The organism is Serratia silvae, assembly GCF_023282985.1.
Classification (GTDB): Bacteria; Pseudomonadota; Gammaproteobacteria; order Enterobacterales; family Enterobacteriaceae; genus Chania; species Chania silvae.
On sequence record NZ_JAGQDC010000015.1, the window covers coordinates 82,747 to 99,382 of the forward strand.

At 53.1% G+C, this 16,636-nt stretch carries 15 protein-coding genes; 10 read left to right on the forward strand and 5 right to left on the reverse strand.

Annotated elements, in window-relative coordinates:
- The first annotated feature begins 6 nt into the window (after positions 1-6).
- On the forward strand, positions 7-1,341 hold the full coding sequence (gene envC, locus KAJ71_RS17290; protein WP_248946853.1) for a murein hydrolase activator EnvC: 1,335 nt from the start codon (positions 7-9) through the stop codon (positions 1,339-1,341).
- Between the two features lie 2 nt (positions 1,342-1,343).
- Positions 1,344-2,294, forward strand: a complete 951-nt coding sequence (locus KAJ71_RS17295; protein ID WP_248946854.1) for a divergent polysaccharide deacetylase family protein — start codon at positions 1,344-1,346, stop codon at positions 2,292-2,294.
- A gap of 45 nt (positions 2,295-2,339) precedes the next feature.
- Here the strand turns inward: KAJ71_RS17295 and tdh are convergent, their stop codons facing one another.
- Positions 2,340-3,365 (reverse strand): L-threonine 3-dehydrogenase, encoded by a 1,026-nt coding sequence (gene tdh, locus KAJ71_RS17300; protein WP_021181859.1) that lies wholly within the window; start codon positions 3,363-3,365, stop codon positions 2,340-2,342.
- A gap of 9 nt (positions 3,366-3,374) precedes the next feature.
- Entirely contained in the window at positions 3,375-4,571 is a 1,197-nt protein-coding gene (locus KAJ71_RS17305) for a glycine C-acetyltransferase (RefSeq protein ID WP_248946855.1), read from the reverse strand.
- A gap of 240 nt (positions 4,572-4,811) precedes the next feature.
- Between KAJ71_RS17305 and rfaD the strand changes: the two genes are divergently transcribed.
- The 5 genes from rfaD to KAJ71_RS17330 are packed head-to-tail and all read left to right on the forward strand — an operon-like array spanning position 4,812 to position 9,844.
- Positions 4,812-5,744 carry an ADP-glyceromanno-heptose 6-epimerase gene (rfaD, locus tag KAJ71_RS17310; protein ID WP_248946856.1) on the forward strand — a complete coding sequence of 311 codons (933 nt, stop codon included), beginning with the start codon at positions 4,812-4,814 and terminating at the stop codon, positions 5,742-5,744.
- 24 nt (positions 5,745-5,768) lie between these two features.
- Positions 5,769-6,815: an ADP-heptose--LPS heptosyltransferase RfaF gene (rfaF, locus tag KAJ71_RS17315; RefSeq protein WP_248946857.1), complete on the forward strand. Its 1,047-nt coding sequence runs from the start codon at positions 5,769-5,771 to the stop codon at positions 6,813-6,815.
- 2 nt (positions 6,816-6,817) lie between these two features.
- Positions 6,818-7,789 carry a lipopolysaccharide heptosyltransferase RfaC gene (rfaC, locus tag KAJ71_RS17320; protein ID WP_248946858.1) on the forward strand — a complete coding sequence of 324 codons (972 nt, stop codon included), beginning with the start codon at positions 6,818-6,820 and terminating at the stop codon, positions 7,787-7,789.
- Entirely contained in the window at positions 7,789-8,691 is a 903-nt protein-coding gene (locus KAJ71_RS17325; RefSeq protein WP_248946897.1) for a WaaZ-like lipopolysaccharide core biosynthesis protein, read from the forward strand. The genes rfaC and KAJ71_RS17325 overlap by 1 nt, the downstream gene beginning before the upstream one ends.
- Positions 8,675-9,844 (forward strand): O-antigen ligase family protein, encoded by a 1,170-nt coding sequence (locus KAJ71_RS17330; protein WP_248946859.1) that lies wholly within the window; start codon positions 8,675-8,677, stop codon positions 9,842-9,844. Before KAJ71_RS17325 ends, KAJ71_RS17330 begins: the two co-directional genes overlap by 17 nt.
- Before the next feature lie 41 nt (positions 9,845-9,885).
- Here the strand turns inward: KAJ71_RS17330 and KAJ71_RS17335 are convergent, their stop codons facing one another.
- From KAJ71_RS17335 to KAJ71_RS17345, 3 genes are all read right to left on the reverse strand, one after another.
- Complete coding sequence (locus KAJ71_RS17335; protein WP_248946860.1) at positions 9,886-10,983, reverse strand: glycosyltransferase family 9 protein; 1,098 nt, start codon at positions 10,981-10,983, stop codon at positions 9,886-9,888.
- Between the two features lie 69 nt (positions 10,984-11,052).
- Positions 11,053-12,144 carry a glycosyltransferase family 9 protein gene (locus KAJ71_RS17340; RefSeq protein ID WP_248946861.1) on the reverse strand — a complete coding sequence of 364 codons (1,092 nt, stop codon included), beginning with the start codon at positions 12,142-12,144 and terminating at the stop codon, positions 11,053-11,055.
- 1 nt (position 12,145) lies between these two features.
- Positions 12,146-13,102 (reverse strand): polysaccharide deacetylase family protein, encoded by a 957-nt coding sequence (locus KAJ71_RS17345; protein WP_248946862.1) that lies wholly within the window; start codon positions 13,100-13,102, stop codon positions 12,146-12,148.
- A 215-nt stretch (positions 13,103-13,317) separates the two neighbouring features.
- Here KAJ71_RS17345 and rfaQ point away from each other — a divergent pair, with 215 nt between their 5' ends.
- The 3 genes from rfaQ to KAJ71_RS17360 are packed head-to-tail and all read left to right on the forward strand — an operon-like array spanning position 13,318 to position 16,622.
- Positions 13,318-14,397, forward strand: a complete 1,080-nt coding sequence (rfaQ, locus tag KAJ71_RS17350; RefSeq protein ID WP_248946863.1) for a putative lipopolysaccharide heptosyltransferase III — start codon at positions 13,318-13,320, stop codon at positions 14,395-14,397.
- Positions 14,394-15,521 carry a glycosyltransferase family 4 protein gene (locus tag KAJ71_RS17355; RefSeq protein ID WP_248946864.1) on the forward strand — a complete coding sequence of 376 codons (1,128 nt, stop codon included), beginning with the start codon at positions 14,394-14,396 and terminating at the stop codon, positions 15,519-15,521. The genes rfaQ and KAJ71_RS17355 overlap by 4 nt, the downstream gene beginning before the upstream one ends.
- Positions 15,522-15,524: 3 nt before the next feature.
- Positions 15,525-16,622 carry a glycosyltransferase gene (locus tag KAJ71_RS17360; protein WP_248946865.1) on the forward strand — a complete coding sequence of 366 codons (1,098 nt, stop codon included), beginning with the start codon at positions 15,525-15,527 and terminating at the stop codon, positions 16,620-16,622.
- The last annotated feature ends 14 nt before the right edge of the window (positions 16,623-16,636 follow it).

Sequence of the window (16,636 nt, forward strand, 5' to 3'; positions counted from 1 at the left end):
TTTCCCATGAGGGAGAAGGCGAATTTTGCACTATCAAGGGTAACCCGAAGCGCAAACTCAGGCAGCCAAACGCTGCCTGAACGCTCTGCGCCACGGAAGTTAACCACCATCTGCGCCAGCGTGTTTTTCGCTGGCGCATTGTTGTTGCCATTCACTGGCAACGCTGCGGAAGATAACAAGTCCCAGCTCAAAAACATTCAGCAGAGCATCGCAGAAAAAGAAAAAGCGGTTAAACTGCAGCAACAACAGCGCAGTTCACTGCAAAATCAGCTCAAACTCCAGGAAAAGACCATTGCGCAAGCCAGCCGTTCGCTGCGTGACACCCAAGGTACGCTCGACATACTGGGCAAAGATATTTCCGGGCTGAACACCTCCATCGCCAAGCTGCAAAAGCAACAGTCCACTCAGCAAGAAATCCTCGCCAAACAGCTCGATGCTGCCTTCCGTCAGGGGCAGCACAGTGCCTTGCAGCTGGTGCTCAGCGGTGAAGAAACCCAGCGCAGTGAACGCATGCTGGCCTATTTTGGCTATCTGAACGAAGCGCGCCAGCAGTCCATTGAACAGCTCAAGCAAACCCGTAAACAATTGGCAGAGCAAAAGAGCTCGCTGGTGGCCAAGCAGGGTCAGCAGAAATCGTTGCTTGGTGAGCAACAGACCCAGCAGCAAAAGCTGGAACAGGCGCGTAGCGCCCGTAAAAAAACCCTGACCGCGTTAGAAGCCTCGCTGGAAAAAGATCAGCAGCGGCTGGTGGAACTGCGCCAGAACGAAACCCGTCTGCGCGATCAGATCGCCCGTGCCGAACGTGAAGCCCGCGCCCGAGCCGAACGCGAGGCGCGTGAAGCAGCCAAGGTGCGTGAGCAGGTCAAAGTCAAAGAGCAGCAGGCGAAGAAAACCGGCACCAGCTATAAGCCAAGCGAAGGTGAGCGTTCACTGATGGCGCGAACCGGCGGTTTAGGCAAGCCTGCGGGACAAGCCGTATGGCCGGTGCGTGGCCGCATAGAACATCGCTTTGGCGAACAGCTGCAAGGTGAGTTACGCTGGAAAGGCATGGTGATTTCTGCGGCCGAAGGCAGCGAAGTGAAAGCCATTGCCGATGGTCGCGTGCTGCTGGCCGACTGGCTGCAAGGCTATGGCCTGGTGGTCGTGGTCGAACACGGTAAAGGCGATATGAGCCTGTATGGCTACAACCAGAGCGCTTTGGTTAGCGTCGGGGCGCAGGTGCGTGCCGGTCAGCCTATCGCCCTGGTCGGTACCAGCGGTGGTCAGGGAACCCCATCGCTCTATTTCGAAATCCGTCGCCAGGGTCAGGCCGTTAACCCACAGCCGTGGTTGGGAAGATAGATTTGTACTATAGCAAAACACGTACTGCCCTGTTGCTGAGTGCGCTGCTGTGCGTTGGTGCAGCGCAAGCAGGCAAGCTCTCTATCGTGATCGATGACGTGGGCTACCGCCCACATGAAGAAAACGCCGTACTGCAAATGCCAACGGCGATCTCCGTAGCCGTGCTGCCCAACGCGCCTCATGCCCATCTGATGGCCACCAAAGCCCATAGCCAAGGGCGTGAAGTGCTAATCCACATGCCCATGGCTCCGCTCAGCAAGCAGCCGCTGGAGCGCGATACCTTACAACCCTCCATGAGCAGTGAAGAAGTGCAGCGTATCATCCGTAACGCGGTGAATAACGTGCCTTTTGCCGTGGGCATGAACAACCATATGGGCAGTGCCATGACCTCCAGCCTGCCGGGTATGCAGAAGGTCATGCAGGCGCTGGAAAGCTACCATCTCTACTTTCTCGACAGCATGACCATCGGCAACAGCCAGGCCACGCATGCGGCGGCAGGCACCGGTGTGAGGGTAATCAAACGCAAGGTATTCCTCGACGATACGGCCAACCCGGACGATATCCGCCGCCAGTTTAATCGTGCCGTCGAGCTGGCACGCCGCAATGGATCGGCCATCGCCATCGGCCACCCACGCCCGGCAACGGTGAAAGTGCTGCAACAGATGCTGGCTACGCTGCCCTCCGACATCGTGCTGGTAAAACCCAGCTCGCTGCTCAGTGAGCCACAGCAGAGCGGAAGCGGCTATGTGCCACCATCCAAGCCACACAAACCGCAGCCGAAAAATCCATTCACCGGTGGCATCAAGCAGTGCAAAGTTAAATTGCCGAAGGAAGGCGTGAATGCCAGCCGTGCGCTGGGCATCATTGCAGAAAGCGTGGCACAGTCGCCGGTCGTGGTGGTGATCAAACACCATTGGCGGCACTGGATGGGTTCAGAGCCAACCAAGCCGTAAATTTAAAAGCGGGCGCAGCATGCTGTGCCCGCTTAGCCAATCACTTTAATCCCAGCTCAGTACCACTTTACCCGACTGCCCGGAACGCATGGCGTCAAAGCCCTGCTGGAACTCGTCAATCGAGAAACGGTGGGTGATGATCGGCGTCAGATCCAGACCGGATTGGATCAGTGCCGCCATCTTGTACCAGGTTTCGAACATTTCGCGGCCGTAGATCCCTTTGATAAACAGCCCCTTGAAGATCACCTGGGTCCAGTCAATCGACATATCCGAAGGTGGGATCCCCAGCATCGCAATACGGCCACCGTGGTTCATGGCATTAAGCAACGAACGGAACGCCGGTGGCGCACCGGACATTTCCAGGCCCACGTCAAACCCTTCGGTCATGCCCAACTCGGCCATCACGTCCGTCAGGTTTTCCTTGCTGACGTTTACCGCACGGGTCACACCCATCTTGCGCGCCAGCTCCAGGCGATATTCGTTCACGTCGGTGATCACCACGTGGCGTGCACCAACGTGTTTACATACCGCAGCGGCCATAATACCGATTGGGCCTGCGCCAGACACCAGCACGTCTTCCCCAACCAGATCGAAGGAGAGTGCGGTATGCACGGCGTTGCCAAACGGGTCGAAGATCGAGGCCAGCTCGTCCGAGATATTGTCCGGGATTTTGAAGGCGTTGAACGCCGGGATCACCAGATATTCGGCAAATGAACCTGGGCGGTTTACGCCCACGCCGGTGGTGTTGCGGCACAGGTGCGTACGGCCACCGCGGCAATTACGGCAGTGGCCACAGGTGATGTGCCCTTCGCCAGAAACGCGATCGCCAATGCTGAAGCCTTTGACTTCCTGGCCGATGGCGACCACTTCACCCACATATTCGTGGCCCACCACCATCGGTACCGGAATGGTTTTCTGCGACCATTCGTCCCAGTTATAGATATGCACATCAGTACCGCAGATAGCGGTTTTGCGGATCTTAATCATGACATCGTTGTGGCCCAGCTCAGGCTGAGGCACATCGGTCATCCAAATACCTTCTTCCGCTTTCAGTTTTGCTAATGCTTTCATCGAATTACCTTATGCAATAACGCCAAGCGTCTTACCGATGCGGATAAACGCCTCAACGGCACGTTCAATCTGCTCCGGTGAGTGATCGGCTGACATCTGGGTGCGGATACGTGCCTGACCTTTTGGCACCACCGGGTAGAAGAAACCAGTAACGTAGATGCCTTCCTTAAGCAGTGCGTTGGCGAAATCCTGCGCCAGTTTTGCTTCACCCAACATCACCGGGATGATGGCGTGATCGGCCCCGGCAAGCGTAAAGCCCGCTGCGGTCATTTTTTCGCGGAACAGGCTGGCATTGGCCCACAGACGATCGCGCAGGGCGTCCCCGTCTTCGAGCAGTTCCAACACCTTGATCGAGGCTGCAACAATGGCCGGCGCCAGCGAGTTGGAGAACAGATAAGGACGTGAACGCTGACGCAGCCACTCAACAACCTCTTTCTTGCCAGCGGTATAGCCGCCGGAAGCTCCGCCCAGCGCCTTACCCAAGGTGCCGGTGATGATATCGACGCGGCCCATCACTTCGCAGTATTCATGCGTCCCACGCCCGTTGGCGCCGACAAACCCCACCGCGTGGGAGTCATCGACCATCACCAGCGCATCGTATTGGTCCGCCAGATCGCACACGCCCTTCAGGTTGGCAATCACACCGTCCATGGAGAACACCCCGTCGGTGGCGATCATAATGTGCCGCGCACCGTCCGCCTTGGCCTGCTTCAGTTGCTCGGCCAGTTCACTCATGTCGTTATTGGCATAGCGATAGCGCTTGGCCTTGCACAGGCGCACGCCGTCGATGATCGAGGCATGATTCAGCGCGTCGGAAATAATGGCGTCTTCCGGGCCCAGCAGGGTTTCAAACAGGCCACCGTTGGCGTCAAAACAAGAGGAATAGAGGATGGCATCGTCCATTCCCAGAAAATCGGCAAGCTTTTGTTCCAGCTGCTTATGGCTATCCTGCGTACCACAGATAAAACGCACCGACGCCATGCCGAAGCCATGGCTGTCCATCCCAGCCTTTGCCGCCGCGATCAGCGCCGGGTGGTTAGCCAGCCCGAGATAGTTATTGGCGCAGAAGTTGATCACCTGGCGACCATCGGCCACCGAGATATCGGCCTGTTGGGCCGAAGTGATAATGCGCTCTTGTTTAAACAGCCCTTCGGCGCGAGTGGTAGCAAGCTGCTGTTCCAGCTGCTGGTAAAAAGACGCAGACATTCGGTCATCTCCAGGATAGGGGCATTTTCGGCATATTTTACTGCTTTGTTACTAAACTGACGACATTCCGCCACAGAGAATCTGAAAATTGCAGCAGATATCACGGCAAACCGGCGCATCGTGTAACGGCACGGGATATTAAGAGCCGTACCGATGTTCCCAATGGCATGAAATGCTATTATAGGCAGCATATAGGGTGGAGCATTGTGCACCACCGGGAAGAACACAGGGGTAAACCCAATGATTATCGTCACTGGCGGCGCTGGCATGATTGGCAGCAACATCATCAAGGCACTGAATGACAACGGATATCGCGATATCCTGGTGGTGGATAACCTGAAAGATGGCACCAAATTCGTTAACCTGGTCGACCTTGATATCGCTGACTATGTCGATAAAGAAGACTTTATCGCCAGCATCATGGCCGGTGACGATCTGGGCGAAATTGACGCCATTTTCCATGAAGGTGCCTGCTCCTCCACCACCGAGTGGGATGGCAAATACATGATGGATAACAACTATCAGTATTCCAAAGACATCCTGCATTACTGCCTGGATCGTCAGATCCCATTCCTGTATGCCTCTTCTGCGGCCACCTATGGCGGCCGCACCGATAACTTTATCGAAGAGCGTCAGTTTGAGCAGCCGCTGAACGTTTACGGTTACTCCAAATTCCTGTTCGACCAATACGTGCGCGAGATCCTGCCAGAAGCGGATTCGCAGGTGTGCGGCTTCCGTTACTTCAACGTTTACGGCCCGCGTGAAGGCCATAAAGGCAGCATGGCCAGCGTAGCATTCCACCTGAACAACCAGATCAACCGTGGCGAAAATCCAAAACTGTTCGCCGGCAGCGAAAATTTCAAGCGTGATTTCATCTACGTCGGCGACGTGGCGGCGGTCAACCTGTGGTTCTGGAAGAACGGCGTATCCGGCATCTTCAACTGCGGTACCGGCCGTGCAGAAACCTTCCAGGCGGTGGCCGATGCGGTGGTGGAATACCATCAGTCCGGTGCCGTGGAATACATTGAGTTCCCGGAAAAGCTGAAAGGCCGCTACCAGGCTTATACACAAGCCGATCAAACCAAGCTGCGCGCTGCCGGTTATGACGCACCGTTCAAAACCGTGGCCGAAGGCGTGAAAGAATACATGGCTTGGTTAAATCGTCCCGCTTAAGCGCTGAAGGAAGTCACTCACGGTATGAAAATACTGGTCATTGGCCCTTCGTGGGTTGGCGATATGATGATGTCGCAAAGTCTCTACCGCACCCTGAAGGCCGAGTACCCGTCGGCAGAAATAGATGTGATGGCACCTGCCTGGTGCCGTCCTCTGCTGGCGCGGATGCCCGAAGTCAACCAGGCGTTGGCAATGCCGCTGGGCCACGGTGCCCTGGCATTGGGCGAACGCCGCCGTCTTGGCCATGCGCTACGCGCTAATGGTTATGACCGCGCCTATGTGCTGCCCAACTCATTCAAATCTGCCCTGGTGCCCTTCTTCGCCAATGTGCCACAGCGTACCGGCTGGCGCGGCGAGATGCGCTACGGCCTGCTCAACGATCTCCGCGTGCTGGATAAAGCGGCATTCCCACTGATGGTACAGCGCTATGTCGCGCTGGCCTATGACAAGCAGCGGATACAGCGCGCCGAAGATTTACCGCAGCCGATACTCTGGCCACAGTTGCAGGTCAGTGACGAAGAGATTGCCGAAACCACTTCGGCGTTTAATCTCACCGATCACCGGCCCATTATCGGTTTTTGCCCAGGCGCCGAATTCGGCCCGGCCAAGCGCTGGCCGCATTACCACTACGCCACGCTGGCGCAGATGCTGATCGACGCAGGCTATCAAATCGCCCTGTTTGGCTCAGCCAAAGACCACGAGGCCGGTGAGCAGATCCGTGCCGCCTTGGCGGAAAAGTCTCGCGATTTCAGCTTCAACCTCGCCGGGGAAACCCAGCTCGAACAGGCAGTGATCCTGTTGGCCTCCTGCCGGGCCGTGGTCAGTAACGATTCCGGCTTGATGCACGTTGCAGCGGCGTTGAACAAACCTCTGATAGCCTTGTACGGCCCAAGCAGCCCGGACTTCACGCCGCCGCTATCCCATCAGGCCAAGGTGATCCGCCTGATCAGTGGCTATCACAAGGTACGCAAAGGCGATGCTGACCAGGGTTATCACCAGAGCCTGATCGACATCCAGCCACAGCAGGTGTTAGACGCGCTGACGCCGTTACTAGCCGCCAGCGAGGAATAATCATGCAGGTTCTGATCGTAAAGACCTCTTCGATGGGGGATGTGCTCCATACGCTGCCAGCCTTGACCGACGCGATGCAGGCTATCCCCGGTATCCGTTTCGATTGGGTGGTAGAAGAGGGGTTCAGCCAGATCCCGAGCTGGCATCCGGCGGTAGACCGCGTGATCCCGGTGGCCATTCGCCGCTGGCGTAAAAACTGGTTCGGCAGCGAAACGCGCCAACAGAGATGCGATTTCAAGCGCCAGGTGCAGGAGCGCGACTATGACATCGTGATCGACGCCCAGGGCCTGATCAAGAGTGCGGCGTTGGTGACTCGCATCGCCCACGGCAGCAAACACGGCCTGGACTGCAAAAGCGTCCGTGAGCCTTTTGCCAGTTGGTTCTATAATCATCGCCATGAGATCGACAAGCAGCAGCATGCTGTGGAACGCATTCGCGAGCTGTTCGCCAAGAGCCTGGGGTATGCGAGGCCGCAAAGTACGGGCGATTACGCGATTGCCGCTCGCTTTCTAAGCCAACCGCCAGCCGATGCCGGGCAATATCTGGTTTTTCTACACGCCACTACGCGGGATGAAAAACACTGGCCAGAGGCAAACTGGCGCGAACTGATCGCGCTGATCGCTCCGAGCGGCATAAACATCAAGCTACCTTGGGGGGCTGAGCACGAACGCCAACGCGCTTTACGGCTGGCAGAAGGGTTTGAACACGTTGAAGTGTTGCCCAAGCTCAGCCTGCAACAGGTTGCCGAAGTGCTGGCTGGGGCAAAAGCCGTGGTGTCGGTCGACACCGGGCTAAGCCACCTGACCGCCGCGCTGGATCGCCCGAATATCACCCTATTCGGCCCGACCGATCCGGGGCTGATTGGGGGTTACGGGCAGAATCAGCATGCCTGCCGCCCTGATACGGGGAATCGCATGGCTGATATTTCAGCACAAAAGGTTGCCATGTTAATGAAAAACGGGATGTCGCTGTGATAAGAACATTATTCAAGCAGATTTATCGCTATACGCATGCCCGTTCCTTTCGGCATAACGAGAATCTATGGCCCTACGTAAAGATTAACCGTGCTACCAGTGGAGAGATCGTTGAGCTGCGTTATAAGCAGCAGCAAATACCGATAGTACAACTCTCTGACATGAAAGGAAATTTTTCCGGCGATATCCTGCTAACCGCTACCGGTCCTTCAGTGAAAAATCTTTGCCTGGAGAAGTTTCCCTCCATGCCTGCTATGGGGGTTAATGGTGCCTACTTCCTGCGGGATCGCGTCGATTTTAAATTCTATATCATTGTGGACATGGGGTTTATTGATCAAAAACCTGAAATTCTCAGCAATATTATTGACGACCCGCAGTTAATATTGTTCACCACAGTGTATGGTGTGGTTAAAATCGTCGAGAAGTTCGGTTTAAAACGAGTTAAATGCCAGCTTGCAGTAATTGAAGACGCCGCGTTTAAAATCTACCAACCCAAGATAACCAACGATAAATTGTGGTCGATGTATAGTAATAATAACAATGTTTTTTTTGCCGCTGATCGGAAGGATATCGCTTTCACTTATGATATTCGCAGCGGCATCTTCGACGCAGGAACTGTCGTTTACTGGGCACTACAGATCCTGACCTTCCTCGGCTTTAAGCAACTGTATATCATAGGGTTGGATATGAATAACTTCCACCAACCACGCTTTTATGAAACCACAGAAAATAAATTGCCTACCAATTTGGAAGTGAAAGTTTCCCACCTGGTTATGCCCTCCTTCCATCATGCCAGCCAAATTATGAAAGCCAAGAAGATCGCTGTAAAAAATCTTTCAGTCACCAGCGCTATCAGCAATGAAATTTTCGACAAGGTTGATTCAAATGAACTTTTCAAATAATGCCTTTCATCCGAAAAAGCTATATATAACGCTATTTTTCCTTTTTTCTTTTTTCAGTGCCATTTTTTGTAGCGCTACCAAAGTTAATAATCTGTTCCATCTTTCAGCTATTTTTTTCATTATCACCTTGTATTTAGATAAAGATCTCAGACTATCTTTTTTTCGCAATCGAGATATCCGTTGCGGCCTGGCACTTATTGCCGCGATGTTGATCTACTTCACCTTGAGTAACCTATGGTCAAACGAGCCATTTAATATAGAATCTACCCTAACGCATAGCGTTTATCTACTGCTATATTTGGCAATGTTGATCACCGTTATTAATGGCCAGAAACGTAACCTCTTGTTCACCACAATTATTTTGGGGTTAACCATCCTGTGCCTGTATTCGATATTTTTTGATTACAGCGACATACTGACAAACCGCTCCTTACCGAAAAGTAATCCTGGTCCGGATAATGTGATCGACTTAGCTGGTTTAGCTGGAATAGGTGTGTTCCTCTGCCTGATCGTTTTTCGCGAAAAGCAAAGTAAATTGATGCTAATCGCCATTTCGATACTATTTGCCACAATGCTGCTTACTCAAAGCCGCGGGCCTGTACTTTCTTTGCTGATTGCCCTGATGGTGACACTACCCTATAATCATTTGAAATTGAAACACTTCGCTTATTTTCTGCTCGTATTATTCACCCTGAGTTTAATCATTATCCTTACAGAATTGGGGCATTTACTGATCGCTCGCTTCCAGGAAATGTACGTTCAAAGCTTTCTGCGTTTAAGCATCTGGCACCATACATTCGACTTGGTAAAGCAAGCACCTTATTTTGGCTATGGATTCAACTATGAGCTAGATTTCACCAATTATTCTGGCGAACATATCCACACCACACACAGCCTTTACTGGGGGACATTGCTAAAAGGCGGAATTGTGGGGCTGGGAACGTTGCTCGCGGTATTAAGTTATTGCGGATTTCTGGCTATACAACATCTACACAACGGCAGAAGATTGGAAGCGGGGTTATTTATCTTCGCGCTATTGTTTTATACCTCACAGGGTATGTTCATGATAGGTAACCCAGCTGAATTTTGGTACCTGTTCTGGTTCCCGCTAGGGGTTCTCATGACCACCAATTTAAACTCCCGTACTTATTGAGTCCGGGCTGAGCCACCCATTCGGTGGCTCTATTTTACATTCTAATAAGCTATCTTCTGTGTTGCAGATGCTTTAACCATCTTCGCAATCTGCTCTCCTATCCGTTGGGTAATCAGCTCAATCGGTACATCGCTCACGTTCATCTGATCCGTCACAAGTTGCACTGCATTATCATAATTGGGTGACCAGATGACATGCCCAGGTAAACCAGTATCCTTGAGCTTTCGTTGGTTATAAATCGCGACCAATCGTTTGTTGAATGCGCAGGCCATATGCACCACCGACGTATCCGGGGAAATAATCAAATCAGCCCTTTTTACTATTTCTACCGCCGTGTTTACAGTACTGCCGGGAATATAAATACACTCGGTAATATTGAGAGAGGCAACCTTCGTTTCCTGGCCGATGAGGAGTACCTGAACATTGATATTCAACGAGTTGATAAAATCAACGATGTTCACAATTTGCGCATGGGAGAAGTCTTTGTCTTCAGAACCAGTGAACGGATTTACTGCGATCAGATAATCATAATAAAGCTCTGCCAAGGCTGCATCGACCTTATCGATAGACACCGATGTGGGCTTTAAAGCATAGCTATATTCTTCACAACCAACACCCAACAAACGTAACACTCTCTTATGTCGTTCAGTAACGTGCTTTTCGGCGTCAAGGAAATCAATCGAGGTGTCATACATTGAAAAAAAATTCTTGTTAAAACCAATGACGTGTTTGGCACCCAGCTTATGGATTAGCCTGCAGCGTTCATAGGTGGTAACATCATCGAAATCAATCACCACATCAAAATTTTCTTTCTTGAGCACACTCAGCGATGCGCGACGCCGATACAGATAGCATTTGGTTACGTACTGCAGACCAGAGAGTAAATTTGCACAAGCAGGCCCGGATAGAACAGAAACCTTGTGACCAGCATCAGCAAGCTTCTTAATAGCCCCGGTAGCAACCACCATATCACCGATTTTATCGTCCAGACGCAGTAACAAAATTTTTTTTGCATTTACCCAATCGAAATTTTCGCCGTTCTTCTTTTTAGACCAATTACACCAGGCAAGAAGAAGTTGTAGCTTCAGCTTCCTCAACACTACATTTTTATTCCTGGTAATTTTTCCAAATGGCTTCATCGTTAATAGCTCACTGTATCGGTATAATATCGTTGAAATTGCTCACATCATTAAAATCCGGTGTCTCGGTTATTCGGCAATTAATTTCATTGTCCGCTCCATGACTTCAGCGCTGGAGATAATGCTTAATGGTTGATGACACTGCTCTTCACTTAGGTTGAGCGATTCTGCTGGCACATATATTACCTGATGACGCTCGATATTCTGATACGGCCCTGTTTGGTGTGGGTCGGCCGTAACAAACAGGCTGACGGTTTTGGTTTTCAAAGCAATAGCAAGATGTAACGGCCCAGTGTCTCCAGTAACCAGCACATCCATATTTTTCATCACAGCCAGTAATTGCGGCAGCGTTGTCTTACCAATATAACTGATAACCCGCCCCTGCTCTTCCTCCGTCAACCCCGCTATGAACTCACTCTCAAACACCTGCTCTTTCGGCGTGCCGATCAAAGCAATCGAGTATTCAGGTGAGCGTGCCAGCAGCATTTTAGCCAAGCTGACAAAGTGGTTCACTGGCCAACAACGTAACGGTTCGGATGCCCCCATCTGGAAACCAACCACGATTTTTCCCGGCTGTTTCTGCTGCAGCGGGAAATCGATCGGGATAAACATTTCCCGGTTTTGTGTATCGCAGCCTAACTGACCAACCAAATCCAATTTACGCTGGATCAAATGACCGCCACCTCGAACACTGGAGCCGGTCAGCCAGTGATTCACGCCAGTCAGCTCATTTTTATAAACATCTTTGAATAGATACTCGCAACCTGAAAAAATCGCCGTGATGATGTCATAAGGGGCTTTTGAATGTAGTACCACCACCAGCTGCGGCCGTCTTTTCTTTAGCTGGCAGATAACCTTGAGCATATCCTTGGCTTTGTGATCCCAATAAATCACGTGATCAAAATAGCGGCTGGTGCCGACCAGACCACCGTTTTTATAGCTGGAGACCAGGGTGAACTTGGCTGCAGGATAACGCTCACGGAGCGCACGGATCGCTGGCGTGTTGAACATCAAATCGCCCAGCGCAGTGGTTGAGAAAATAGCAATGCGGTCAAACTCGCGGCTTTTATCGAACGAGTGTTTATCTTTAAAATTACTGCCAAACTTTGTATAAAGCCGGAGACAAGCATTCACCAGCTTGACTTTCCATTTTTTCGACATGTTAATTCACTTTCAGTTGATAGTATTCAGCCAAGGTCATGCCAACCGTGCGCTGTTGCAACCAGGCAAACAGCTGCTCCAAATCGCGATATAACGCGTCAATATCCTGCTCGGTCTTAAACGTCGGGCTGCCTCCCGGCATAAACTCGGAGGAATGCAGCATAAACTCGACATAATCGTGCCCCTGCGCCAGAGAGCGTTCGGCCACCAGTTTCATCTTGTCCAGATTGTTACCTGAGGGGCGCAGCCAATGCACCGACGGTGAGCGTTTTTTACCCCGCAGGCGGTCATAGCCCTGCTTCACCGCATTCATCAGCGCCGAATGTTTATACTGAATGCTCATGGGCACTTCCAACAGCGTGGAATCACCGGGTTGGGCGATATTGGCCGGATCGATAAAATAGGCCTTCGAGGGGAAATGACGATAGTCGGTCCCACCGTTGCCCTGCGGATTACCGGGCGAATATTGCCAGTTAACGCGCGGAGTGACGGAACAATCGACCTGATAGCCATATTCCAGCAACAATGAGGCATAAAACTCATTAAACGCCCAGCGCCCGGCACGGTGGCTGAGCATCTTGGTCTGGAAGGTATCCTCCAGCAGCTTGGTCATATGATCGACCTTGGCGCGAATTTGGTCGGCTGGGTATTCGATCAGATAGGGTTTATGCCGCCAGTCATCTTCGGTGAGCGGCGTCAGCGGCGGACTGTTCCAGGCGTGCAGGTGCATTCCCACTTCGCCGGTGCCGCGCGCTATCACGTCGCGGGCAAATTCAACGTACTGTGCATCCACCGCCATTTCATAGTTGGTCAGGTAAACCGGCTTGCAGGCGTATTTTTCACACAGCGTCTGAAAGCGCGGTAAAAAACGCGTGTTCTCGGTCGAAATGCGGTCGTGGTTTTGCCACAGATTATCGCCTTCGGTATCAATCGTGATAAGAAACGCCGGTTTAGTCATACATTGGGAGCCTGATAGTCACAGATTTACATTATGTTACGCAGCCCCATTCCTCAGGGCAAACGACTTTATCGCCTCGTTTGGACAACATTGAGCCGTAATTGTCACCCCACGCCACTATTTTTTTCTGCACAGGCAAGAAAACCGAGCAACAGTAGCCACATGCAATCGGGTCATTTAGAATCAAAGATTGGTTTCCCTGAAAGCGACTGACTATGAACGACGCGCCAGCCCCTGTTTCTGCCACGCCCATACAGCGTATTCTGATCGTCAAGCTGCGCCATCATGGCGATATGCTGCTGACCACTCCGGTCATCAATACGCTGCGGCAGAACTATCCCGACGCTCAGATCGACATCCTGCTGTACAAAGAAACGCGGGATATGTTGGCGAGCAACCCGGCGCTATCGCAAATATTTGTTATCGATCGCCAGTGGAAAAAGCAGGGCACCAAGGCACACTTGGGCCACGAACTGCATCTGATCCGTCAGTTGCAGGCACAACGCTACGATCTGGTGGTCAACCTGGCCGATCAGTGGCGCAGCGCGTTGATTACCCGCCTCACCGGGGCACGCATTCGGCTGGGGTTCGATTTCCCCAAGCGCCGTGGCATCCTGTGGCGCTATTGCCACACTCAGTTGGTGCCGGTAGCCGGACACGAACATCTGCATACCGTTGAACAAAACCTGTCGCTGCTGCAACCGCTGGGTTTACCTGAGCAAAACCAGCAGGTCACCATGAGCTACAGCCCGCAAGATTGGCAGGCCAGCCACCAGCTTTTGCAACAAAATGGCGTCACCGGTAGCTATATCGTGGTACAACCCACCTCGCGCTGGTTCTTTAAATGCTGGAGCGAAGAAAAAATGGCGGCCACCATTAGCGCATTGCAGGCCGAAGGGCACCAATTGGTGCTCACCTCGGGGCCGGATGCCAAAGAGCAAGACATGGTGGCGCAAATATTGAAACAGTGCCCACAGCAAGGGGTAGTTTCTCTGGCCGGGCAGTTGACCCTGCGTCAGTTGGCGGCGTTGATCGACCATGCCAAACTGTTTATCGGGGTTGATTCTGTCCCCATGCATATGGCGGCGGCATTACAGACGCCCTGCGTGGCGCTGTTCGGGCCCTCTAAGCTGGTCTTCTGGCGCCCCTGGCAGGTTATCGGCCAGGTGATTTGGGCCGGGGACTACGGCAACCTGCCGGACCCGGATGCTATTGATACCGGTACCGATCAGCGCTACCTGGACCTTATTCCTACAGACGTGGTGATTGCAGCCGCGCGGAGCACGCTTGCATGAAAGCATTTCGCCTGGCGATTGTTCGCCAAAAATACCGCCCGGACGGCGGGGCAGAACGTTTCGTTTCCCGTGCCCTGGAGGCGCTGGAACAACAAGATCTGGATCTGAACGTCATTACCCGCGAATGGCAGGGGGACGTCAACCCAAACTGGCACATCCACCTGTGCAACCCGATGAAGTTCGGGCGCATCAGTCGCGAACGCGGTTTTGCCGAAGCGGCTCGGGCTTTGTGGCAGAAAGAGATCTTCGATCTGGTACAAAGCCATGAACGCATCCCCGGCTGTGATATCTATCGCGCCGGTGACGGCGTCCATCGCCGCTGGCTGCTGCAACGGGCACGCCTGTTGCCGGAGTGGCGGCGCAAATGGCTGTTCTCCAACCGCTATCACCGCTATGTGATGTGTGCCGAACGCGCCATGTATGCCGCACCAGAGCTGAAAGCGGTGATCTGCAACGCCGAGATGATCAAACGGGAAATCATCGCCGATTTCGGCGTGCCTGCCGATAAAATCACGGTGATCTACAATGCCATCGACAATCAGAAATTTTTACCGGCGAATGAGCTACAGCGGCAACAGTTGCGGGCGCAGTATCAGATCCCGCAACAGGCGCACTGCCTGATCTTTGTCGGTTCTGGCTTTGAACGTAAAGGGTTGGCAGCCGCTATTCGTGCCGTTGCCGCCTCCAACAGCTACCTATTGGTGGTGGGCAAGGATAAAGCAGAAAAGCGTTACCGCTCACTGGCACAAAAGCTGGGTTGTGGTGACCGGGTGCGTTTCATGGGCGTACAGAAACAGACGTTGCCATTCTATCAGGCCGCCGATGCCCTGTTGCTGCCAACGCTGTACGATCCGTTCCCCAATGTGATTTTGGAAGCCATGTCATGCGGGCTACCGGTGATCACCAGCACCACCTGCGGTGGCGCTGAGTTCATCACTCCGGGGCAAAACGGCTTTGTCTGCGATGCGCTGGACATCAGCGCCCTCACCAACGCTATCGTTGCACTACCACGGCAAGCCCTGGGATCGAGCATGGGAGAGGCGGCACGGCTGCGTATCATGTCGGCCACACCAGCACACCTCTCAGAACAGCTCATATCGCTGTATAACCGACTGCTGGACTAACTTATGCGTATTCTGATGATTATCGACGGCCTGCCGGGCGGCGGAGCGGAAAAAGTGGTACTGACCCTGTGCCAGGGCATGCAGCAGTTGGGGCATGATGTCAGCCTGATCTCATTGCGCGACGTCTGCAACTACCCGATCCCCACCGGCATTGATTATCAGGTGCTCACCGACAACTGTCGATCGCCTTGGCGTAAGCTGACCGAGCTGGCACGCCGCGCCGCGATGTTGGATCGCGCGATTGCCGCCAACGAGCAGCAGCACGGCCGTTACGATCTGGTGTTTTCCAACCTGCATAAGACCGATCGTATCGTCAGCCATAGCAAAGTGCTGGACAGCACCCGGCTGTGGTTCTGCATTCACGGTATCCTGTCCACCTCCTACCTGGGTCACCGCACCGGCCTCGATCGCTGGCTGAAACGCCGCAAGGTCGCGGGCGTCTACCAACGGCAGAATATCGTTGCCGTTTCACAGGCAGTGGGCAATGACCTACAGCAAAACCTGGGGATTGCTCCAAACCGGCTGGCGGTGATCAACAACCCGTTCGATATCGCCGCCATCGAACAGCAGGCGGCAGAACCCTGTGAACTGGCGGGTAAAGACTATCTGGTGCACGTAGGCCGTTTTCATCCCCATAAACGCCACGACCGCCTGCTGAAAGCCTACGCCCTGTCTGGTATTCAGGCCCCCTTGGCGCTGGTAGGTACCGGCAATGAAACGCATATCAACGAGATCAAACATCTTGCCGCAGAGTTGAACATTAGCGATCGCGTGCTGTTCCTCGGTTTTCAGGCTAACCCCTATCCCCTGATCAAACACGCTGCGATGCTGGTGCTCAGTTCAGACAGTGAAGGGTTCGGTAACGTGCTGGTTGAAGCCTTGCTGTGTGACACGCCGGTCGTCAGCACCCGTTGCCCTGGCGGGCCTGAGGAAATTCTGGAAAAAGCGGGGTTAACTCGTGCGCTGGCAGAATTAAATGAAACCTCACTGGCGGAGAAAATGGCAGAGATTTATGCTCAGCCGCCGGTCATTAATCACCAGCAGCTACTGAGCTATGGCCTGGAGCCTATTTGCCAACAGTACCTGGCGTTAAAGAAATAAGTCTAGGCAGGTTT